The 15,577-nt window shown below is 41.3% G+C and carries 12 protein-coding genes and 1 tRNA gene; 10 read left to right on the forward strand and 3 right to left on the reverse strand.

The window, feature by feature from the left end:
- The first annotated feature begins 101 nt into the window (after positions 1-101).
- The 3 genes from cfa to BUW93_RS11050 all read left to right on the forward strand — a co-directional run bounded on the left by cfa (position 102) and on the right by BUW93_RS11050 (position 4,535).
- Positions 102-1,274, forward strand: a complete 1,173-nt coding sequence (cfa, locus tag BUW93_RS11040; RefSeq protein WP_081211762.1) for a cyclopropane fatty acyl phospholipid synthase — start codon at positions 102-104, stop codon at positions 1,272-1,274.
- Between the two features lie 244 nt (positions 1,275-1,518).
- Positions 1,519-3,060: a SulP family inorganic anion transporter gene (locus BUW93_RS11045; RefSeq protein WP_081211763.1), complete on the forward strand. Its 1,542-nt coding sequence runs from the start codon at positions 1,519-1,521 to the stop codon at positions 3,058-3,060.
- A 38-nt stretch (positions 3,061-3,098) separates the two neighbouring features.
- The gene (locus tag BUW93_RS11050; protein ID WP_081211764.1) at positions 3,099-4,535 is read left to right on the forward strand and encodes a nicotinate-nucleotide adenylyltransferase; all 1,437 of its coding nucleotides are present in this window, start codon (positions 3,099-3,101) and stop codon (positions 4,533-4,535) included.
- 122 nt (positions 4,536-4,657) lie between these two features.
- Here the strand turns inward: BUW93_RS11050 and BUW93_RS11055 are convergent, their stop codons facing one another.
- Positions 4,658-6,604, reverse strand: a complete 1,947-nt coding sequence (locus BUW93_RS11055) for a M1 family metallopeptidase (protein ID WP_081211765.1) — start codon at positions 6,602-6,604, stop codon at positions 4,658-4,660.
- 86 nt (positions 6,605-6,690) lie between these two features.
- The gene (locus BUW93_RS11060; RefSeq protein ID WP_081211766.1) at positions 6,691-7,155 is read right to left on the reverse strand and encodes an RNA methyltransferase; all 465 of its coding nucleotides are present in this window, start codon (positions 7,153-7,155) and stop codon (positions 6,691-6,693) included.
- Positions 7,156-7,311: 156 nt separating this feature from the next.
- Here BUW93_RS11060 and BUW93_RS11065 point away from each other — a divergent pair, with 156 nt between their 5' ends.
- The 7 genes from BUW93_RS11065 (at position 7,312) to BUW93_RS11095 (ending at position 15,375) form a co-directional block, all read left to right on the forward strand.
- The gene (locus BUW93_RS11065) at positions 7,312-8,142 is read left to right on the forward strand and encodes a universal stress protein (RefSeq protein WP_081211767.1); all 831 of its coding nucleotides are present in this window, start codon (positions 7,312-7,314) and stop codon (positions 8,140-8,142) included.
- Between the two features lie 126 nt (positions 8,143-8,268).
- Positions 8,269-8,892, forward strand: a complete 624-nt coding sequence (locus tag BUW93_RS11070) for a c-type cytochrome (RefSeq protein WP_081211768.1) — start codon at positions 8,269-8,271, stop codon at positions 8,890-8,892.
- 153 nt (positions 8,893-9,045) lie between these two features.
- Positions 9,046-9,723: a TetR/AcrR family transcriptional regulator gene (locus BUW93_RS11075; RefSeq protein WP_081211769.1), complete on the forward strand. Its 678-nt coding sequence runs from the start codon at positions 9,046-9,048 to the stop codon at positions 9,721-9,723.
- A gap of 3 nt (positions 9,724-9,726) precedes the next feature.
- On the forward strand, positions 9,727-11,469 hold the full coding sequence (locus BUW93_RS11080; RefSeq protein ID WP_232778349.1) for a peptidase domain-containing ABC transporter: 1,743 nt from the start codon (positions 9,727-9,729) through the stop codon (positions 11,467-11,469).
- Positions 11,462-12,811, forward strand: coding sequence for an HlyD family secretion protein (locus BUW93_RS11085; protein WP_081211771.1), 1,350 nt, complete (start codon positions 11,462-11,464; stop codon positions 12,809-12,811). The genes BUW93_RS11080 and BUW93_RS11085 overlap by 8 nt, the downstream gene beginning before the upstream one ends.
- 29 nt (positions 12,812-12,840) lie before the next feature.
- Positions 12,841-14,253: a TolC family protein gene (locus BUW93_RS11090; protein WP_081211772.1), complete on the forward strand. Its 1,413-nt coding sequence runs from the start codon at positions 12,841-12,843 to the stop codon at positions 14,251-14,253.
- Positions 14,254-14,373: 120 nt separating this feature from the next.
- Entirely contained in the window at positions 14,374-15,375 is a 1,002-nt protein-coding gene (locus BUW93_RS11095; protein WP_081211773.1) for an alpha/beta hydrolase, read from the forward strand.
- A 74-nt stretch (positions 15,376-15,449) separates the two neighbouring features.
- On the opposite strand, the gene BUW93_RS11100 is transcribed toward BUW93_RS11095, so the two are convergent.
- A tRNA-Val gene (locus BUW93_RS11100) sits at positions 15,450-15,524 on the reverse strand.
- Positions 15,525-15,577: the final 53 nt, after the last annotated feature.

A 15,577-nucleotide genomic window follows, 5' to 3' on the forward strand; every position in this document is an offset into this window, starting at 1 on the left:
GCTATAAACGAGTTTTAATTTTAAAATATCCCGAAAATCAATTAAATTTAAGTTAGTGAAACTCAGTGTTTAAGGGTTTTAAACCTTAAAATCAATTTTATATGGCAAAAACAGACTACAAAACCGCCGTACAAAATTTATTACAGGAGGCAGGAATAACAATTAACGGCAACCGGTCCTGGGACATTCTGGTAAAAAATGAAAATTTCTATCAGTGTGTTTTAAGCCGTGGCTCCCTGGGTTTTGGAGAATCCTACATGGAAGGTTGGTGGGAATGCCGGGCCTTAGACAAGATGTTTTACCGCCTCTTCAGGGCTGATTTGGAGGAAAAAATCAAATCGAATTTCCGGATGAAATTACTCTGGATAAAATCAAAACTTTTCAACCAACAAAGTAGAAGCAAATCTTTAAAGTCTATAGGAAGCCACTATAATATTGGCAATGATCTTTATAAGAAAATGTTGGATCCGCTTATGATTTATTCCTGTGGTTACTGGAATGATGCCAAAGACCTGGCTGAAGCCCAGCGCCATAAATTGGAGCTCATTTGTCAAAAACTGAAATTAAAAAAAGGACAAACAGTACTGGATATAGGATGTGGCTGGGGCGGTTTTGCCAAATATTCCGCTGAAAAATACGGCGTAAAAGTTACCGGGATCACGATATCTAAAGAACAGCAAAAACTAGCCAGCGAGCGGTGCCAGGGTTTGCCGGTAGAAATCAGATTTCAGGATTACCGGGATGTGGTTCAAAAATACGATCGCATTGTTTCCATTGGAATGATGGAACATGTAGGGCATAAAAATTTTGAAGCTTTTATGCAGGTGATAAAAAGGGCTTTAAAAGTAGACGGCATTAGCCTACTGCATTTTATAGGCGGTAATTCCACCAGGTACCACACCGATCCATGGATAAACAAATATATTTTTCCGCAGGGTTTGATCCCCTCAGTAAGACAAATAGGCCAAGCCATGGAACGCACTCTCATCCTGGAAGACTGGCATAATTTCGGGTTATATTACGACCAAACCCTAATGGCCTGGATGGATAATTTTAAACGAGCATGGCCAGAGATTAAATCAGAATATAGCGATATCTTTTACAGGATGTGGGAATTTTACCTTAATTCGAGTGCTGCAGCTTTCAGGGCTAAAAAACTAAATTTATGGCAGTTGGTGCTCACACATCCTCATTCAACAGAAATATATCAGTCTGTGCGCCCGGATTCATTTTCCTCTTTCCAGAAGGTTTATAGCAATGAGAATTTAAATTAAAATTTTGCCGATTTTCATAATTTAATCTCCTATAAATTAAGAGTGTATCAAAAGTTAAAAGATAATCAGATTGGAGCTTTCCGGTTACAAATAATTATCTAATTTTGCCGCCTCTTATGAAACACGGAAGACACATACTATCGTCGCCACTTACCCCGCCCTAAAGAGGGCTTAGCTTCCCCGGTTTGCAATCATTCTGCGAAAAAAACTTTCGCCAATCATAATATTTTAAATTTTTATCCAGATGAAAAAGATTTTCAACCTTTTTGATTTTTCACAAAAAGTAGACTACAAAACAGAAGTTCTGGCGGGTTTAACCGTTGCCCTGGCTTTAATTCCTGAAGCGGTAGCCTTTGCCTTTATCGCAGGACTATCCCCACTTACGGGTTTATACGCAGCATTTGTAATGGGACTAATAACTGCTATTTTTGGAGGTCGCCCGGGAATGATCTCTGGAGCAACCGGGGCGGTAGCTGTCGTAATTGTGGCTATTTCTGTATCTCACGGCCCCGAATATGTTTTTGCTACCGTAGTTCTGGCAGGATTAATCCAGGTTTTAGCTGGAGTGCTGCGCCTCGGGAAACTCATAAGGCTGGTGCCACATTCGGTTATCTTCGGATTTGTGAATGGCCTGGCGATCATTATTTTTATGTCTCAACTCGACCAGTTTAAAGTGCCCAATGCAGCGGGAGAACTGGAATGGATGACCGGCACCCCGCTTTATACTTTCCTGACACTGGTAATAACCGCAATTCTAATCATCTGGCTCCTTCCAAAATTAACCAAAGTAGTACCGGCCAACCTGGTAGCTATCCTCGTGGTATTTGGTATTGTTGCAGCCATGGGTATAGACACAAAAACAGTTGGAGATATGGCTTCTATAAAAGGCGGATTTCCACCCTTTCATATCCCAATGGTTCCATTTACTTTAGATAGTTTCATGTTAATTTTACCTTATGCGGCGATTATGGCTGGAGTAGGTTTAATAGAAAGTTTACTAACGCTTAATATTTTAGACGAGATTACTGAAACCCGTGGAAACGGGAACAAGGAATGTGTAGCTCAGGGGGGCGCCAATATTTTATCAGGTTTCTTCTCAGGAATGGGAGGTTGCGCGATGCTGGGTCAGAGCCTTATTAACGTTTCCTCAGGGGCACGAGCCCGATTATCGGGAATCGTAGCAGCAGTGAGTTTGCTCATCTTTATTATGTTTGGCTCCAGTGTAATTGAGCTTCTACCTATGGCAGCGCTTACCGGGCTAATGATCATGGTAGCTGTTGGCACTTTTGAATGGGCCAGTTTAAAAACTTTCAGAAGAATGCCCAAATCAGATATTATAGTTATGGTACTGGTAACCGGAGTAACTGTGGTGCTCCACAATCTGGCATTAGCGGTATTGATTGGGGTAATTATTTCAGCACTTGTTTTTGCCTGGGATAATGCCAAACGAATTAGAGCCAGAAAAAGAATAGATAAAGAAGGAGTTAAACATTATGAGATTTACGGCCCTCTTTTCTTCGGATCGGTGCAGGCGTTTAACGATAAATTTGATATTTTAAATGACCCGGAACATGTGGTAATTGACTTTTCTGAAAGTCGAATTGTAGATATGAGCGGAATAGAAGCCGTTAACAAGCTCACCGAGCGTTATCACAAACAAGGCAAAAAACTTCATCTAAGGCACTTAAGCAGCGACTGCAGGGCACTCTTAAATAAAGCTGATGCCATTATTGAAGTTAACATTCTTGAGGATCCAACCTATAAAGTAGTAGCAGATAAGATTTAAGTTTAGTAAATTTATAGGGCAACTATAAATCTAAGGATATGTCTGTAATTGATGAGGGAGACCTTGAATTTGAGAACATTATCTCAATAGAGAATAAGACCTTAAGAATAAATCTCAACAAGAATATCTATGGCACCTTTGCAGAAATTGGTGCCGGCCAGGAAACGGTGAGAAACTTTTTCAGGGCTGGGAGCCCCTCTGGGACCATTGCCAAAACTATAAGCGCATATGACAAGGATTTTAGCGACGCGATATATGGTTTGGAATCTACAGGAAGATATGTAACGGAGGCCCGGTTAAAGAGTATGCTTAATTATGAAAGCAAACTCATAGAAGAGCGTATCTCCCGGGAAAAACATCCAGACAAATTATTCTTCAGTTACGCCAATACAGTTGCTACTATTGACTGGGCAAAAAAATATAAGGGTCACGGATGGCTTGGAATAAATTTTCAAACAAAACCCAGGGAGGAATACAGCAGTATAATTCTGCACGTGCAGTTTCATGAAAACAGTGCGGTTCACCAGCAAATAAGCCTGGGCATCCTGGGGGTCAACCTCATCTATGGGGCGTTTTATCAATATGATGACCCTAAGGCATTGCTGAAGCATCTTTTTGATCACCTTTCTAATGATAAGATCGAGATTGACGCCGTCAATTTTACAGGACCTGTTTTTAAAGAGGTGGACAACCGCCTGATGAGCCTTCAACTGGTTAAAGACGGTATCACCGAAGCCGTAATGTTCAACCCTGAAGGAAATAATGTCCTTCCGGCCAATGTCTTGTACAAGAAGAATATCCTAACCCTGCGCGGAAGTTTCCGCCCGGTGACCAATGTGAATATGAACATGTACGAGAAATCGCTGGAATTGTTCAGAAAAGAAAAAAGGGTAGATCCCGAAAAGACTGTAGTGATTTTCGAAATAACGCTTTCCAACTTAAAGTCTGAAGGAGAAATAGACGAAAAAGATTTTCTGGACCGGGCCGATCTGCTCTGTAGTCTTGGTCACAATGTGATGATCTCCAATTTTCAGGAATATTATAAAGTAGTAGAATATTTCTCCCAACACACCAAGGAACAGATGGGACTTTCTATGGGCGTTAACACCCTGATTGATATTTTCGACGAGAAGTATTACCGGCATTTAAGCGGAGGGATTCTGGAGGCTTTTGGGAAGTTGTTCTTTAAAAACCTGAAGATCTATCTTTATCCACTCAAAAATCCGGAAACCGGGGAGATCGTTACCAGCAAAAACTTAAAAGTACATCCCCGTATCAAGGAACTTTATAAGTTCTTCCTGGATAATAACCGGGTGGTAGACATCACCGACTATGAGCCGAAGGTATTGGATATCCATTCCCGACAGGTACACCAAATGATCGTAGAAGGCAAAGAAGGATGGGAGAAGATGATTCCGGAGAAAACTGCCAAAATGATCAAAGAGAAAAATCTTTTCAGAAACCATAAGGAATAGATCCTATATTTTCTTTCAAGGAAGACTTTTTCCATTGCGCTAGCTTCAGAAAGGTATCGCAAAAGCATAAAAAAAGGCTGCCTAAAATACAGACAGCCTGGTATATATCGATTATTTATTCTTTAATTTCCATATATGGATTGTGGCCAGGCATCATTCGAAAAATTGACGTCCGGCAACAGTTTTTTGGGATCAAGTTCAATGCTATCCACATTTTTATCGGTTCTGTGAAGGTAATTCCAGGTATCCCCGCGCTGCCATATTTCCACCGGAAGCTTAATTTCTTCTGAAGAACCATCTTCGTAAGTTATTTGCATCAACACCGGCATTGGGATTTCACCCCTATTGGCCAGGCTAACCACATAATTCCCCTGATACTCCTGAACTCCGGTAAGAGCGATATCTATATTTCCGGTGCCGTAGAACCAGCCCTTAAAGAACCATGACAAGTTCTCCCCGGCTACATTTTCCATATGGTTAAAAAAGTCTCCAGGTTGTGGATGTTTGTAGGCCCAGGTCTCTATGTAGGACTTAAAAGCATTATCAAAACGCTTTTCACCAAGAATATATTCCCGCATCAACAATAAACCTATTGCCGGCTTGTAGTAAGCCGTCATCGCAAGATTTCTTAAGTTGGTCACATCGGGGTAGGTATCAATTCCCTCTCTTTGTTCACTGGTAAACCACCCGATCATATTTCTGGTTTGATTTAATGTGGAAGGGTATTCCCCGTTGTTGAATTCCAAAGTGCTGTAATGATTTATAAAGGTATTAAAACCTTCATCCATCCAGGCGTAGCGTCTTTCGTTGGAACCCACGATCATTGGGAACCAGTTATGCCCGAATTCGTGATCGGTTACTCCCCATAGAGAAGCACCTTGGCTTTTCCAGCTACAGAAATTTAGTCCTGGATACTCCATCCCCCCAATATGTGCGGCCACATTTACTGCGCCACCGTAAGGATAATTAAACCATTTTTCTGCATAATGCTCTACTGAGGCCTTTGAATATTCGGTTGAACGAGACCAGGCTCCTTCTCCGTCGCTTTCTTTTGGATATGCCGATTGTGCAAGGGCTTTCTTTCCGCCAGGCAAATTGATTCTCGCCGCATCCCAGATAAAAGCTTTAGATGATCCGAAGGCTACATCCCTGGCATTTTCAATCTTATAATGCCAGGTAAGGGTTCCTTCCTGTTTTGCTCTCAGGGACATATCGTTAACTTCTTCTGGTTTTATCAGGTAAACGGTAGAATCGCTTTTCGCGGCTCGATCCCATCTCTCCTTCACTGTTTTGGAAAGTACCTGCCGCGGGTTTTGCAAAGTACCAGAGCCCACTACTATATGACTGGCTGGTGCGGTGATCTTATAATCGTAGTCTCCATAATCGAGATAAAACTCTCCGGCACCCAGGTATGGCTCAATATTCCAGCCTTCCACATCATCTAATACGGCAGCCCGTGGAAACCACTGGGCCAGGGCATAAATCGTTCCGTCTTCAACATCAAGACGACCCATACGGTCCATTCCTTCAACAGGAATTTTGTATTTAAAGTTCATAGAAACAGTAGCCTTCCCTCCTTTTGCCGGGATTGGTTCATCAAAGAAAACCTGCATTCTGGTATCGTTAATTAAATATTTATTGGAGCTACTTCTTCTCACTTTTGCTTCCAGGTTGGAAATGGTGTAGCCCCCATCAATATCACCATTATAACGGTTCCCCTGGATAGGGGTGGTTAAAGTTCCACGGGAATCTTCGGTGAAACGGTTTTGCTCCAGGTGCATCCAAATAAAATCCAGAGGCTCGGGGCTGTTATTGGTATAGGTAAGCGTAATTTTACCGGTAATGGTATGTTCCTGGTCGTTAAGGCTAGCCTCGATATCATAATCGGCTTCGTTCTGCCAGTAATCGGGCCCCGGTTTCCCGGTAGCCGTTCTGTAACGGTTACCGCTGCGATCCATAAATTCATCAAAATCGGCCTGGTTGTTTACCACAACTTCCTGGGCCGTTGCAGTAATACCGAAAATTCCGGCTACAGCAAAGGACAACATCAGTCTTGAAAAGATCTTCATTATTTTTAGTTTAGTTTTTAATCCCTGCTAATTTAATGAAAGCCCTAAAATATCCAATTTTAAGTCTGAAAAAGACATTGTGAGACTCAGGTCGAAAACCCGGTTTTCATTCCGCGGTCATACATCACAATGCTACCGGCCACAGAAACATTAAGGCTGAGTTTAGATTTGAATTTCACTAAATGATGAGCTTTTTCAATGGCCTGGTTGGAAAGGCCGTGGTCTTCGGCACCTAACAAATAGACACAACGTCTTGGATGCTTAAAACTCTCCAGCGGCACGGCATTTTTGGTTAATTCTACCCCTACTAACATAGCGCCTTTGGGCAAATGCGCATAAAAATCTTCGAAACTTTCATAATGAAAATAAGGCATGGCCCCTACTGCCTTATGGGTATCGCAGGCCTGTTTCTGGTACCGGTTTCCGATAGTAAAAATAAAACTTGCTCCCATATTTTGGGCAGACCGCCAAAGCACCCCGAGGTTCTCGGGGGTCTTCCCATTCTGAATTCCAATTCCAAAAAATCCCTGTTTCAGGTTATCTGTCTCCATAAGAAATCAAAAATACTGTTTTTAAAACATCATAAAAAATGGAATTCCCACGGATAATCCAGAATTTAAAACTGATTTAAATCATTTAAAATTGAGCTTTCAGGCTTTAACTTTACATAAGTTGAGAGATTTGGTTTAATTTAAATTCAAGGTTTTATGAAACGCGTACTTATACCCACCGACTTTTCCGATTGCGCGAACCACGCTGCCAATATTGGAATGGAACTCGCAAAAAAGATGAATTCTGAAGTGAGTTTTTTGCATCTCATCAACACCCCTGTAGATTGGAGCAAACTTTCCCTCGAAAAGGAAAATCTATATCCTGAAACCAAGGCTGCTATAGGCCATGCCAAAGATGAATTATTAAAGCTGGAACGCCGGGCCGAGAAAATTGGCGTAGAAGCTAATTCTTTGCTCTTATTCAACCAGGGAATTGAAGAAATTCAAAATTACATCAGCAAGGAGAAGTATAGTCTCGTGGTTATGGGAACCCACGGCGAGAAAGGAATGCAAAAACTAATGGGCAGTAACACCCAGAATGTTCTAAAGCAATCGCCAGTACCTGTGCTCTCGGTAAAACAAACCGATAAATCTGCACCTTTAAAAAAGATAGGGATCGCCTCCGACTTCCAGGAGGAAACCCGGGACAGCTTTAACAAAATCCTGGAACTGGCGAAAAAGTTCGGAATGGAAATAGAGGTAATATATATCAATACGCCTTACACTTTTATGGAAAGCAACCAAATTGAAAAAGCAATGGATTACTTCCTGGCCGAGCAAACCGATGTCAAGGAAAAACGATTCGTCTATAATGCAAAAAGTGAAGAGCGCGGGATTGGGATGTATATCGCTACAGAGAAACCCGACATGCTCGCTACTATCACAGGGCAGCATACCGGCCTGGAAAAAATATTCCGGCCCGGGGTTACTGAGAACATAATTAACCACTTCGAACTGCCCGTACTGAGCATTAATCAGAAAAAATGATTTTGGTTAAAAAATAAAGGTTTTTACTTATTTTTATTTTAAGGTATTTTATTGAAGCTTCCTGTTTCCCAAAGTACCAGGCTTCCTGTTTTATTTTTTAAGCTCCTTTAACCAAAAATCATTATTATGAAGCCAATTTTCACCACCGTCCTCACTTTTTCAATTTGTTTGCTGCTATTAGGTATGTTAGGCAGCTGCAAAGATGCAGAAGCTAAAAAAGAATATCAACCTGCGGGCAGGGAGACAAAAAAGGTTGCTCTAAGCCAGGAACAGCTCGTAAAAAGAGGAGAATACCTGGTTAACACTATAGGATGTCAGGACTGCCATAGTCCAAAACGCATGGGAGAGCGCGGCCCGGAATATATTAAAGAACTCGCTTTTTCAGGCTACCAGGCCAAAAATGAATTACCCCCAATAAGCCAGGACGCCCTGGAAAAAGGCTGGATGTTAATGAACCCCGATCTTACTGCGGCAGTTGGGCCATGGGGTGTTTCTTTTGCGGCCAACCTCACCTCCGACGATACGGGGATTGGGACCTGGAGTTTTGAACAATTTAATCGCTCCCTAACCGAAGGAAAATTAAGAGGCGAACCAAATGGTCGTACCTTATTGCCTCCTATGCCCTGGGAGAATTTCAAAAACCTGAAAGAAGAAGATTTACGGGCTATGTATGAATATTTTATGAGTACAGAACCGGTGCAAAATTCTGTTCCAGCACCTATTCCACCACAAAAATTAATAAGCTTATAAAACCATGTTTAATAGCTTAAAAATCCCTGTCGCAGTTACTGCACAGGGATTTTTTTATCCTAAGCCTGAAGCTTTAAAATTTATCAACACATTAACAATGGTTCAACTTGCATATATGATAGTTTTACTATTATTTTTGTAGAAATTAATATTATGAAAAAATTTCTATCTAATATTTCCATTCAGGTTAACCCTCATAGTTATTTGAAGGACCCCGAATCCAGCCCTCTTGGAAAGCGCATTATAGCCGGGAGTATAGAATTGATCGAGGAGATTGGCTTTGAAAATTTCACTTTTCAAAAGCTGGCAAAAACCATTAAATCTACAGAAGCATCGGTTTACAGGTATTTTGAGAGTAAACATAAGCTGTTGCAATACTTAACCATATGGTATTGGGGTTGGTTGGAGTATCATTTTATTTTTAAAACAGCCAATATAGATTCGCCTGAGGAAAAACTTAAAAGAGCCATAATTCTGCTTACCAAACCTATTGATGAGGACCACAGTTTCGCCCACATTAATGAGGTAAAGCTTCAGAATATAATAATTTCAGAATCCCCAAAAGTTTTTCTAACCAAAGAGGTAGACCAGGAAAACAAAGCAGGCGTTTATACCGGTTATAAAATGCTGGTTGGCCGGGTGAGCGATATAATTTTGGAAATAAATCCTAATTACAAGTACCCCCATATGCTGGTATCAACCATTATTGAAGGGGCTCACAACCAGCGCTTTTTTGCAGACCATTTGCCGGGATTAACCGATATCGTAAAGGGAGAGGATGCCGTCACCGAATTTTATAAGGCAATGGTTTTTCACGCTATTAAAGATTAACAAATGAGCAAGGACAGAATGACAAATACTGAAAAACCGAGCCCCTTAAAGAGGCTCTTCAGATTATTAAAACCAGACCAGTCAGAAATTATAAACATTTACATCTACTCTATTTTCAACGGACTTGTTTATTTATCTGTACCCCTGGGAATACAAGCAATTGTTAACCTTATCATTGGTGGGGAGATGACTACCTCATGGATTTTGCTCATTATTTTTGTTGTGCTGGGGGTTGCAGCTACAGGAATTTTAAGGATATTTCAATTTAGAATTACTGAAAACCTTCAGCAAAAAATTTTTACAAAAGCAGCCTTCGAATTCTCCTATCGCCTCCCGAGGATAAAAATGGAAGCCCTTTATAGGCATTATGTCCCTGAATTAATGAACCGTTTTTTTGATGTAATGACGGTTCAAAAAGGACTACCTAAATTGCTTATTGACTTTTCCGTAGCTGTATTGCAGGTGATATTTGGTTTAATTCTTTTATCGCTTTATCACCCATTGTTTATCGTTTTCAGTGTCCTGCTGGTGTTTTTGATTTACATAATTTTTCATTTTACAGTAAAAAAAGGCCTTTCTACCAGTCTAGAGGAATCTAAATACAAATATAAAGTTGCGCACTGGCTTGAAGAAGTAGGTCGCAATAACACTTCCTTTAAACTGGCGGGAGATACAGAGCTGCCTTTGGAAAGGGCCAATACAAACGTAGATTCTTATTTAAAATCCAGGGAAAGCCATTTTAAGCTCCTGATGCGCCAATATTCTTTTATGGTGGTTTTTAAAGTGATAGTGGCGGCAAGTTTGTTAATCCTGGGTGGATTCCTGGTTATGGAACAAACCATTAATATAGGGCAGTTCGTTGCGGCCGAGATCATTATTCTTTTGGTAATGGAAGCTGTAGAAAAGCTTATTGTGAGCCTCGAAACCATTTATGACGTGCTCACAGGCCTGGAGAAAATCGGGGAGGTAACCGATCTTGAACTGGAAAGGTCTGAAGGAATAAACCTAAAAGAAGAGTTGACTTCCCCGGGACTGAAAGTACAAGCCGAAAATCTTAGCTTCAGTTATCCCGGGAGTGAAACCAAAATTCTGGAGGGTATTTCCCTGACGGTAAAAAACAAGGAAAAATTTCTCATCGCTGGTAAAAACAATTCAGGAAAAGCAACTTTACTTAAACTTATTGCAGGTTTATATGAAGTAAAAGAGGGAGTAGTTTCTTACAACGGGATCTCCCTCACCAATTTAAATATTACCGATATGAGAAGGGTGATAGGTGAATGTTTTGCCCAGGGAACCCTGTTTGAAGGCACGGTGCTGGAAAATATCACGATGGGAAGAAAAAATATTCCTTTCGAAAATGTAAAATGGGCGGTTAATCATCTAAAGCTAAAAAGTTTTATCAGGAATCTTCCAAAAGGCTACGATACTTTCGTAGAACCCCAGGGTTATAAATTTTCCCGCAGTATTATTACAAAGCTCCTAATTGCCAGAAGTATTGTAAGCAAACCAAATCTATTGCTCATCGAGGATATTCTTGACAATCTGGATCGCCTGGAACGACTTAAAATTATGGATTTCCTTACTTCTGAAGAACAGGACTGGACCCTGATAGCCGTTTCATCTGAGGCACATTTCGCTAAACGCTGTGATCGAATTGCCATTGTTTCAAATGGAAAAATCACTAAAACCGGCACCTATGAGGAATTGAAATTTTCAGAAGAATTTAAAAACGAGGAAGATGCTTAATATATCATCAAATAAAATATCCGACAAGGTAAACCAAACTTCCTACAGTAGCCTTGAAAAGGTTGAAAGCCGGAAATCTGGAAAATGGGTTAAACGCCTCATCACCATATTTTTCCTGCTCATTTTAATAAGTATGTTTCTTCCATGGACTCAGAATATAAGAAGCAAAGGTGAGGTAACCGCACTTAAGCCGGAACATCGGCCGCAAAGCATTCAATCTATAATTGCAGGAAGAATAGAGAAATGGTTTGTAATGGAAGGCGATTACGTTAAAAAAGGAGATACCATAATGTTCGTTTCAGAAATAAAGGACGAATATTTTGACCCTGATCTTTTAGACCGAACCCGGGCACAACTAAATGCTAAAGAGCAGGCCGTTGGATCCTACAGGGAGAAAGTAAAAGCCCTGGACAACAGGATCGCAGCTCTCTTGGAAACCAATCAGCTAAAATTGCAGCAGGCACGAAATAAAGCACAGCAGGCAAAGTTGAAGGTGGAAAGCGATAGTATGGATTATCAGGCAGCTATCATTAATTATGAAATTGCTGAAGAACAATACGCGCGAATTCTCGGCTTGTATGAAGAAGGACTAAAATCCCTTACCGATCTTGAAAACCGCCGACTTAGCATGCGAAAGGAAGAAGCCGAAATGATTTCTGCCCAAAATAAATTGCTCACCAGCCAGAACGAGGTGATCAATGCTGAAGTAGAATTGAGCTCTATCCAGGCACAATATCGTGATGCCGTTGCAAAAGCTGAATCAGATAAATATACTACGCTTACAGGCCTATATGAATCGGAAGCAGAGATCACCAAGCTGGAGAACCAATACACCAATTACTCGGTGAGACAGGGAATGTATTATATCACGGCACCTACCAATGGTTATATCACCCAGGCCATCCAGTCTGGGATTGGTGAAACCTTGAAGGAAGGCGATCAAATTGTAAGCATTATGCCGGCCGATTACCAGTTGGCCGTAGAAATGTATGTACGACCGCTGGACCTGCCTCTTTTGCAAAAAGGCCAGGACGTGCGTATTCAATTTGATGGATGGCCGGCGATTGTTTTTTCGGGCTGGCCGGAGCAAAGTTACGGCACATATGGCGGAGAGATCTTTGCCATAGACAGGTTCATCACTAAAAACGGGCGGTATAGGGTTTTAGTCGCTCCCGATCCCGAAGAAGCACAATGGCCTGAAGCCTTACGATTAGGCGCAGGAACTTCAAATATGGTATTGCTTAAAAATGTACCCGTCTGGTACGAGCTGTGGAGAAATATTAATGGCTTCCCTCCCGATTTTTATGCTCCTGCCAAAGAAAACAATACAGACAAAAAGTAAAAAACCTTTCTGCTAATCAACAAACTAAAATGAGCATTCTAAAAAAGATACTTCTGCTACTACTAACTATTTTCCAGATTTCCCCAGGCTGGGCACAGGAATTTGAGGCAGAAAACATCCTGACTTTTGAGGAATATATCGAACTCGTAAAGGCAAATCACCCGGTAGCCCGACAGGCCGAGAATCGATTACAAATTGGAGAGGCCGACATCCAGCAAGCCAGGGGCGTTTTTGATCCTAAAATCTTTAACAACACAAAACAGAAGAATTTTAAAGGCACCGAATATTATAGCATTATTGAAAGCGGATTAAAAATACCAACCTGGTTTGGAATAGAGCTGCACGGGGGTTACGATCTTAATGAGGGGGCTTACCTCAACCCGCAAAACCTCACTCCCGCAAACGGGCTCTGGTATGGCGGAATCTCGGTTTCCCTGGGGGAAGGACTTTTTATCGATGAAAGACGAGCCGAACTTAGAAAAGCACAGCTATTTCAAAAAATGACTCAAATGGAACGGGAGCTAATGCTTAACGAACTTATCTATGAGGCAGGCAAAGCATACTGGAAATGGTTTGAAAGTTATTCGGTGATGCAAACCTATAAGGAAGCTATAGAAATTGCCGAAGAACGTTATCAAGGGGTTCGCCAAAGCAGTCTCGCCGGAGAGGTGGCAGCCATAGACACCACCGAAGCTCGAATACAGGTACAAAACAACCGCATAGGCTATAATGAAGCCCGGCTGGAGTTTGAAAATGCTTCGGAGCTGATTTCGGTTTATCTCTGGCTTGAAGGCGTTACTCCTCTTGAAATAGCCGAAGGCACTATTCCGGCCTTTCAGGAGGCTACAGGCATCCCTATCGATGAACAATTTTTAGGAGATATCGAGGAGCTCATCGAGCAACATCCCGAGCTTAGACGCAGTGGATTAAAGGTAGATCAGTTGGAAATAGACCGTCGCTGGAGCAGGGAACAATTAAAACCTGAGCTCAACTTAAAGTACAATGTTTTAACCGAAAGCATAGACAAGATTCCCAGCGCTGAATATTCCTTAAACAACTATAATTTTGGGCTTGAATTTGAAATGCCGCTTTTTTTAAGGAAAGAACGGGGAAAAGTTAAACTGGCCAATCTCAAGATCGCCGATGCCCGGCTGGACCTGGATAATTATCGCGCCAATCTGAAATACAAAGCCAGGGCTGCCCTCAACGAATGGAAAACCAGTAACCAACAATTGGAAATCTACCGGCAGAACGTAGAAAATACCAGACGATTACTGGAAGGCGAAAGGCGTATGTTCAGAGCAGGGGAAAGCTCACTTTTTATGGTGAATTCCAGGCAGATGAGCTATATAAATGCCCAAAATAAATTCTTTGAGTATATTTCGAAGAATCGGATAGCCCGTTTAAAAACCTTTTATAGGTTTGGGTTGATTGGGGAGTGATTTTAGATTTTAGGTTATTGGTATTAGCTAAAACTATGTTTAAATAATCAGGCCAGGAAAATTTCCTGTTTTCAAAAGTGTAATTTAGAGGCCTCAAATGTTTAGCTTTATTTTCTACAAATGAAAAAAAGATACTGGATTATTTTAATTCTTCTCCTGGTATTGGTTGTAACCTACTTTTCCGGTCCGAAACCCATCAATCCAAATTACACATTGGAACTACCAGAAATTCCCTCTTCCAATTTGAAGCTTCTGGAAGACTACCTTAAAAAGACGGAAGCTAAACATGCTCTTAGGGAAGATAATCAGGCCAGAATTAAGTGGCAGGAGGAACCACCGCAGGTTACAGAATACAGTATCGTATACCTGCACGGATTTGCAGGTAGTTATCGGGATGCTTATCCCGTGAATGTGAATATTGCAGATAGCCTAAATGCAAATATTTATCTTGCACGTTGGGCAGGCCATGGGATGAAGCCTGAGGTAGCCCTCAAAGATTTTACGCCTGAGACCGCCTGGAATTCTGCTAAAGAAGCTTTAGTAATAGGGAACAGGATTGGGAAGAAGGTAATTATTATGAGTACTTCTACAGGAGGCACCCTGGCTATAAAGTTGGCCGCAGCATACCCCGACATGGTTTATGCGCTTATCAACCTGGCACCCAATACTAAAGATGACCAAACCGGCTCCTTTGTGTTAAATTCTCCCTGGGGTTACGAAATTGCCGGCCTGGTTTCCTTTGGGGAGCATAAAATAATTGAGCATGAACAAAAAATCGCAGAGAAGTATTGGGATACGATTTACCCATCCAAGGCATTGGTAGACCTACAAATATTGGTGGGGTCTACGATGAAGCCGGAAACTTTTTCCAGACTAAACTGCCCGGTCTTAACGCTTTATTACAAAGAGAATTACTTTCAGAAAGATAATCACGTAGAAGTAAGCTCTTATCCTGAAGTTCACGAAGCCTTTTCTACAGTAGATTCTTTAAAAAAACTTGTTGCGCTTAGCACCCCTGAGACGCACTTTATTGGGAGCGATATCAAATCCAAGGATACTAAAAGCGTGGAGAAAGAAATCATGGTTTTTCTAAAGGAGGATTTAGGTATTACTATTCCCTAAGCATGTTTCATCCCTTTTATTTATGAAAAAGCCCCACAAACTCAATGTCTGTAGGGCGCTGCGAAGATTTAATGTGAGTGATACTGGATTCGAACCAGTGACCCCTACCCTGTCAAGGTAGTGCTCTGAACCAACTGAGCTAATCACCCTTTTAGATATCAGCAAAAATAAGATTTAAAATCTTTTTACAGCATTTTTTTGC

The sequence above is a fragment of the Salegentibacter sediminis genome, from assembly GCF_002078605.1.
Classification (GTDB): domain Bacteria; phylum Bacteroidota; class Bacteroidia; order Flavobacteriales; family Flavobacteriaceae; genus Salegentibacter; species Salegentibacter sediminis.

What these genes read in the sequence shown, in the direction of transcription:
- BUW93_RS11070 (WP_081211768.1), top strand. Translation starts at nt 8,269, where the DNA reads ATGAAGCCAATTTTCACCACCGTCCTCACTTTTTCAATTTGTTTGCTG.
- BUW93_RS11090 (WP_081211772.1), top strand. Translation starts at nt 12,841, where the DNA reads ATGAGCATTCTAAAAAAGATACTTCTGCTACTACTAACTATTTTCCAG.
- BUW93_RS11075 (WP_081211769.1), top strand. Translation starts at nt 9,046, where the DNA reads ATGAAAAAATTTCTATCTAATATTTCCATTCAGGTTAACCCTCATAGT.
- cfa (WP_081211762.1), top strand. Translation starts at nt 102, where the DNA reads ATGGCAAAAACAGACTACAAAACCGCCGTACAAAATTTATTACAGGAG.
- BUW93_RS11050 (WP_081211764.1), top strand. Translation starts at nt 3,099, where the DNA reads ATGTCTGTAATTGATGAGGGAGACCTTGAATTTGAGAACATTATCTCA.
- BUW93_RS11060 (WP_081211766.1), bottom strand. Translation starts at nt 7,155, where the DNA reads ATGGAGACAGATAACCTGAAACAGGGATTTTTTGGAATTGGAATTCAG.
- BUW93_RS11065 (WP_081211767.1), top strand. Translation starts at nt 7,312, where the DNA reads ATGAAACGCGTACTTATACCCACCGACTTTTCCGATTGCGCGAACCAC.
- BUW93_RS11080 (WP_232778349.1), top strand. Translation starts at nt 9,727, where the DNA reads ATGAGCAAGGACAGAATGACAAATACTGAAAAACCGAGCCCCTTAAAG.
- BUW93_RS11095 (WP_081211773.1), top strand. Translation starts at nt 14,374, where the DNA reads ATGAAAAAAAGATACTGGATTATTTTAATTCTTCTCCTGGTATTGGTT.
- BUW93_RS11045 (WP_081211763.1), top strand. Translation starts at nt 1,519, where the DNA reads ATGAAAAAGATTTTCAACCTTTTTGATTTTTCACAAAAAGTAGACTAC.
- BUW93_RS11085 (WP_081211771.1), top strand. Translation starts at nt 11,462, where the DNA reads ATGCTTAATATATCATCAAATAAAATATCCGACAAGGTAAACCAAACT.
- BUW93_RS11055 (WP_081211765.1), bottom strand. Translation starts at nt 6,604, where the DNA reads ATGAAGATCTTTTCAAGACTGATGTTGTCCTTTGCTGTAGCCGGAATT.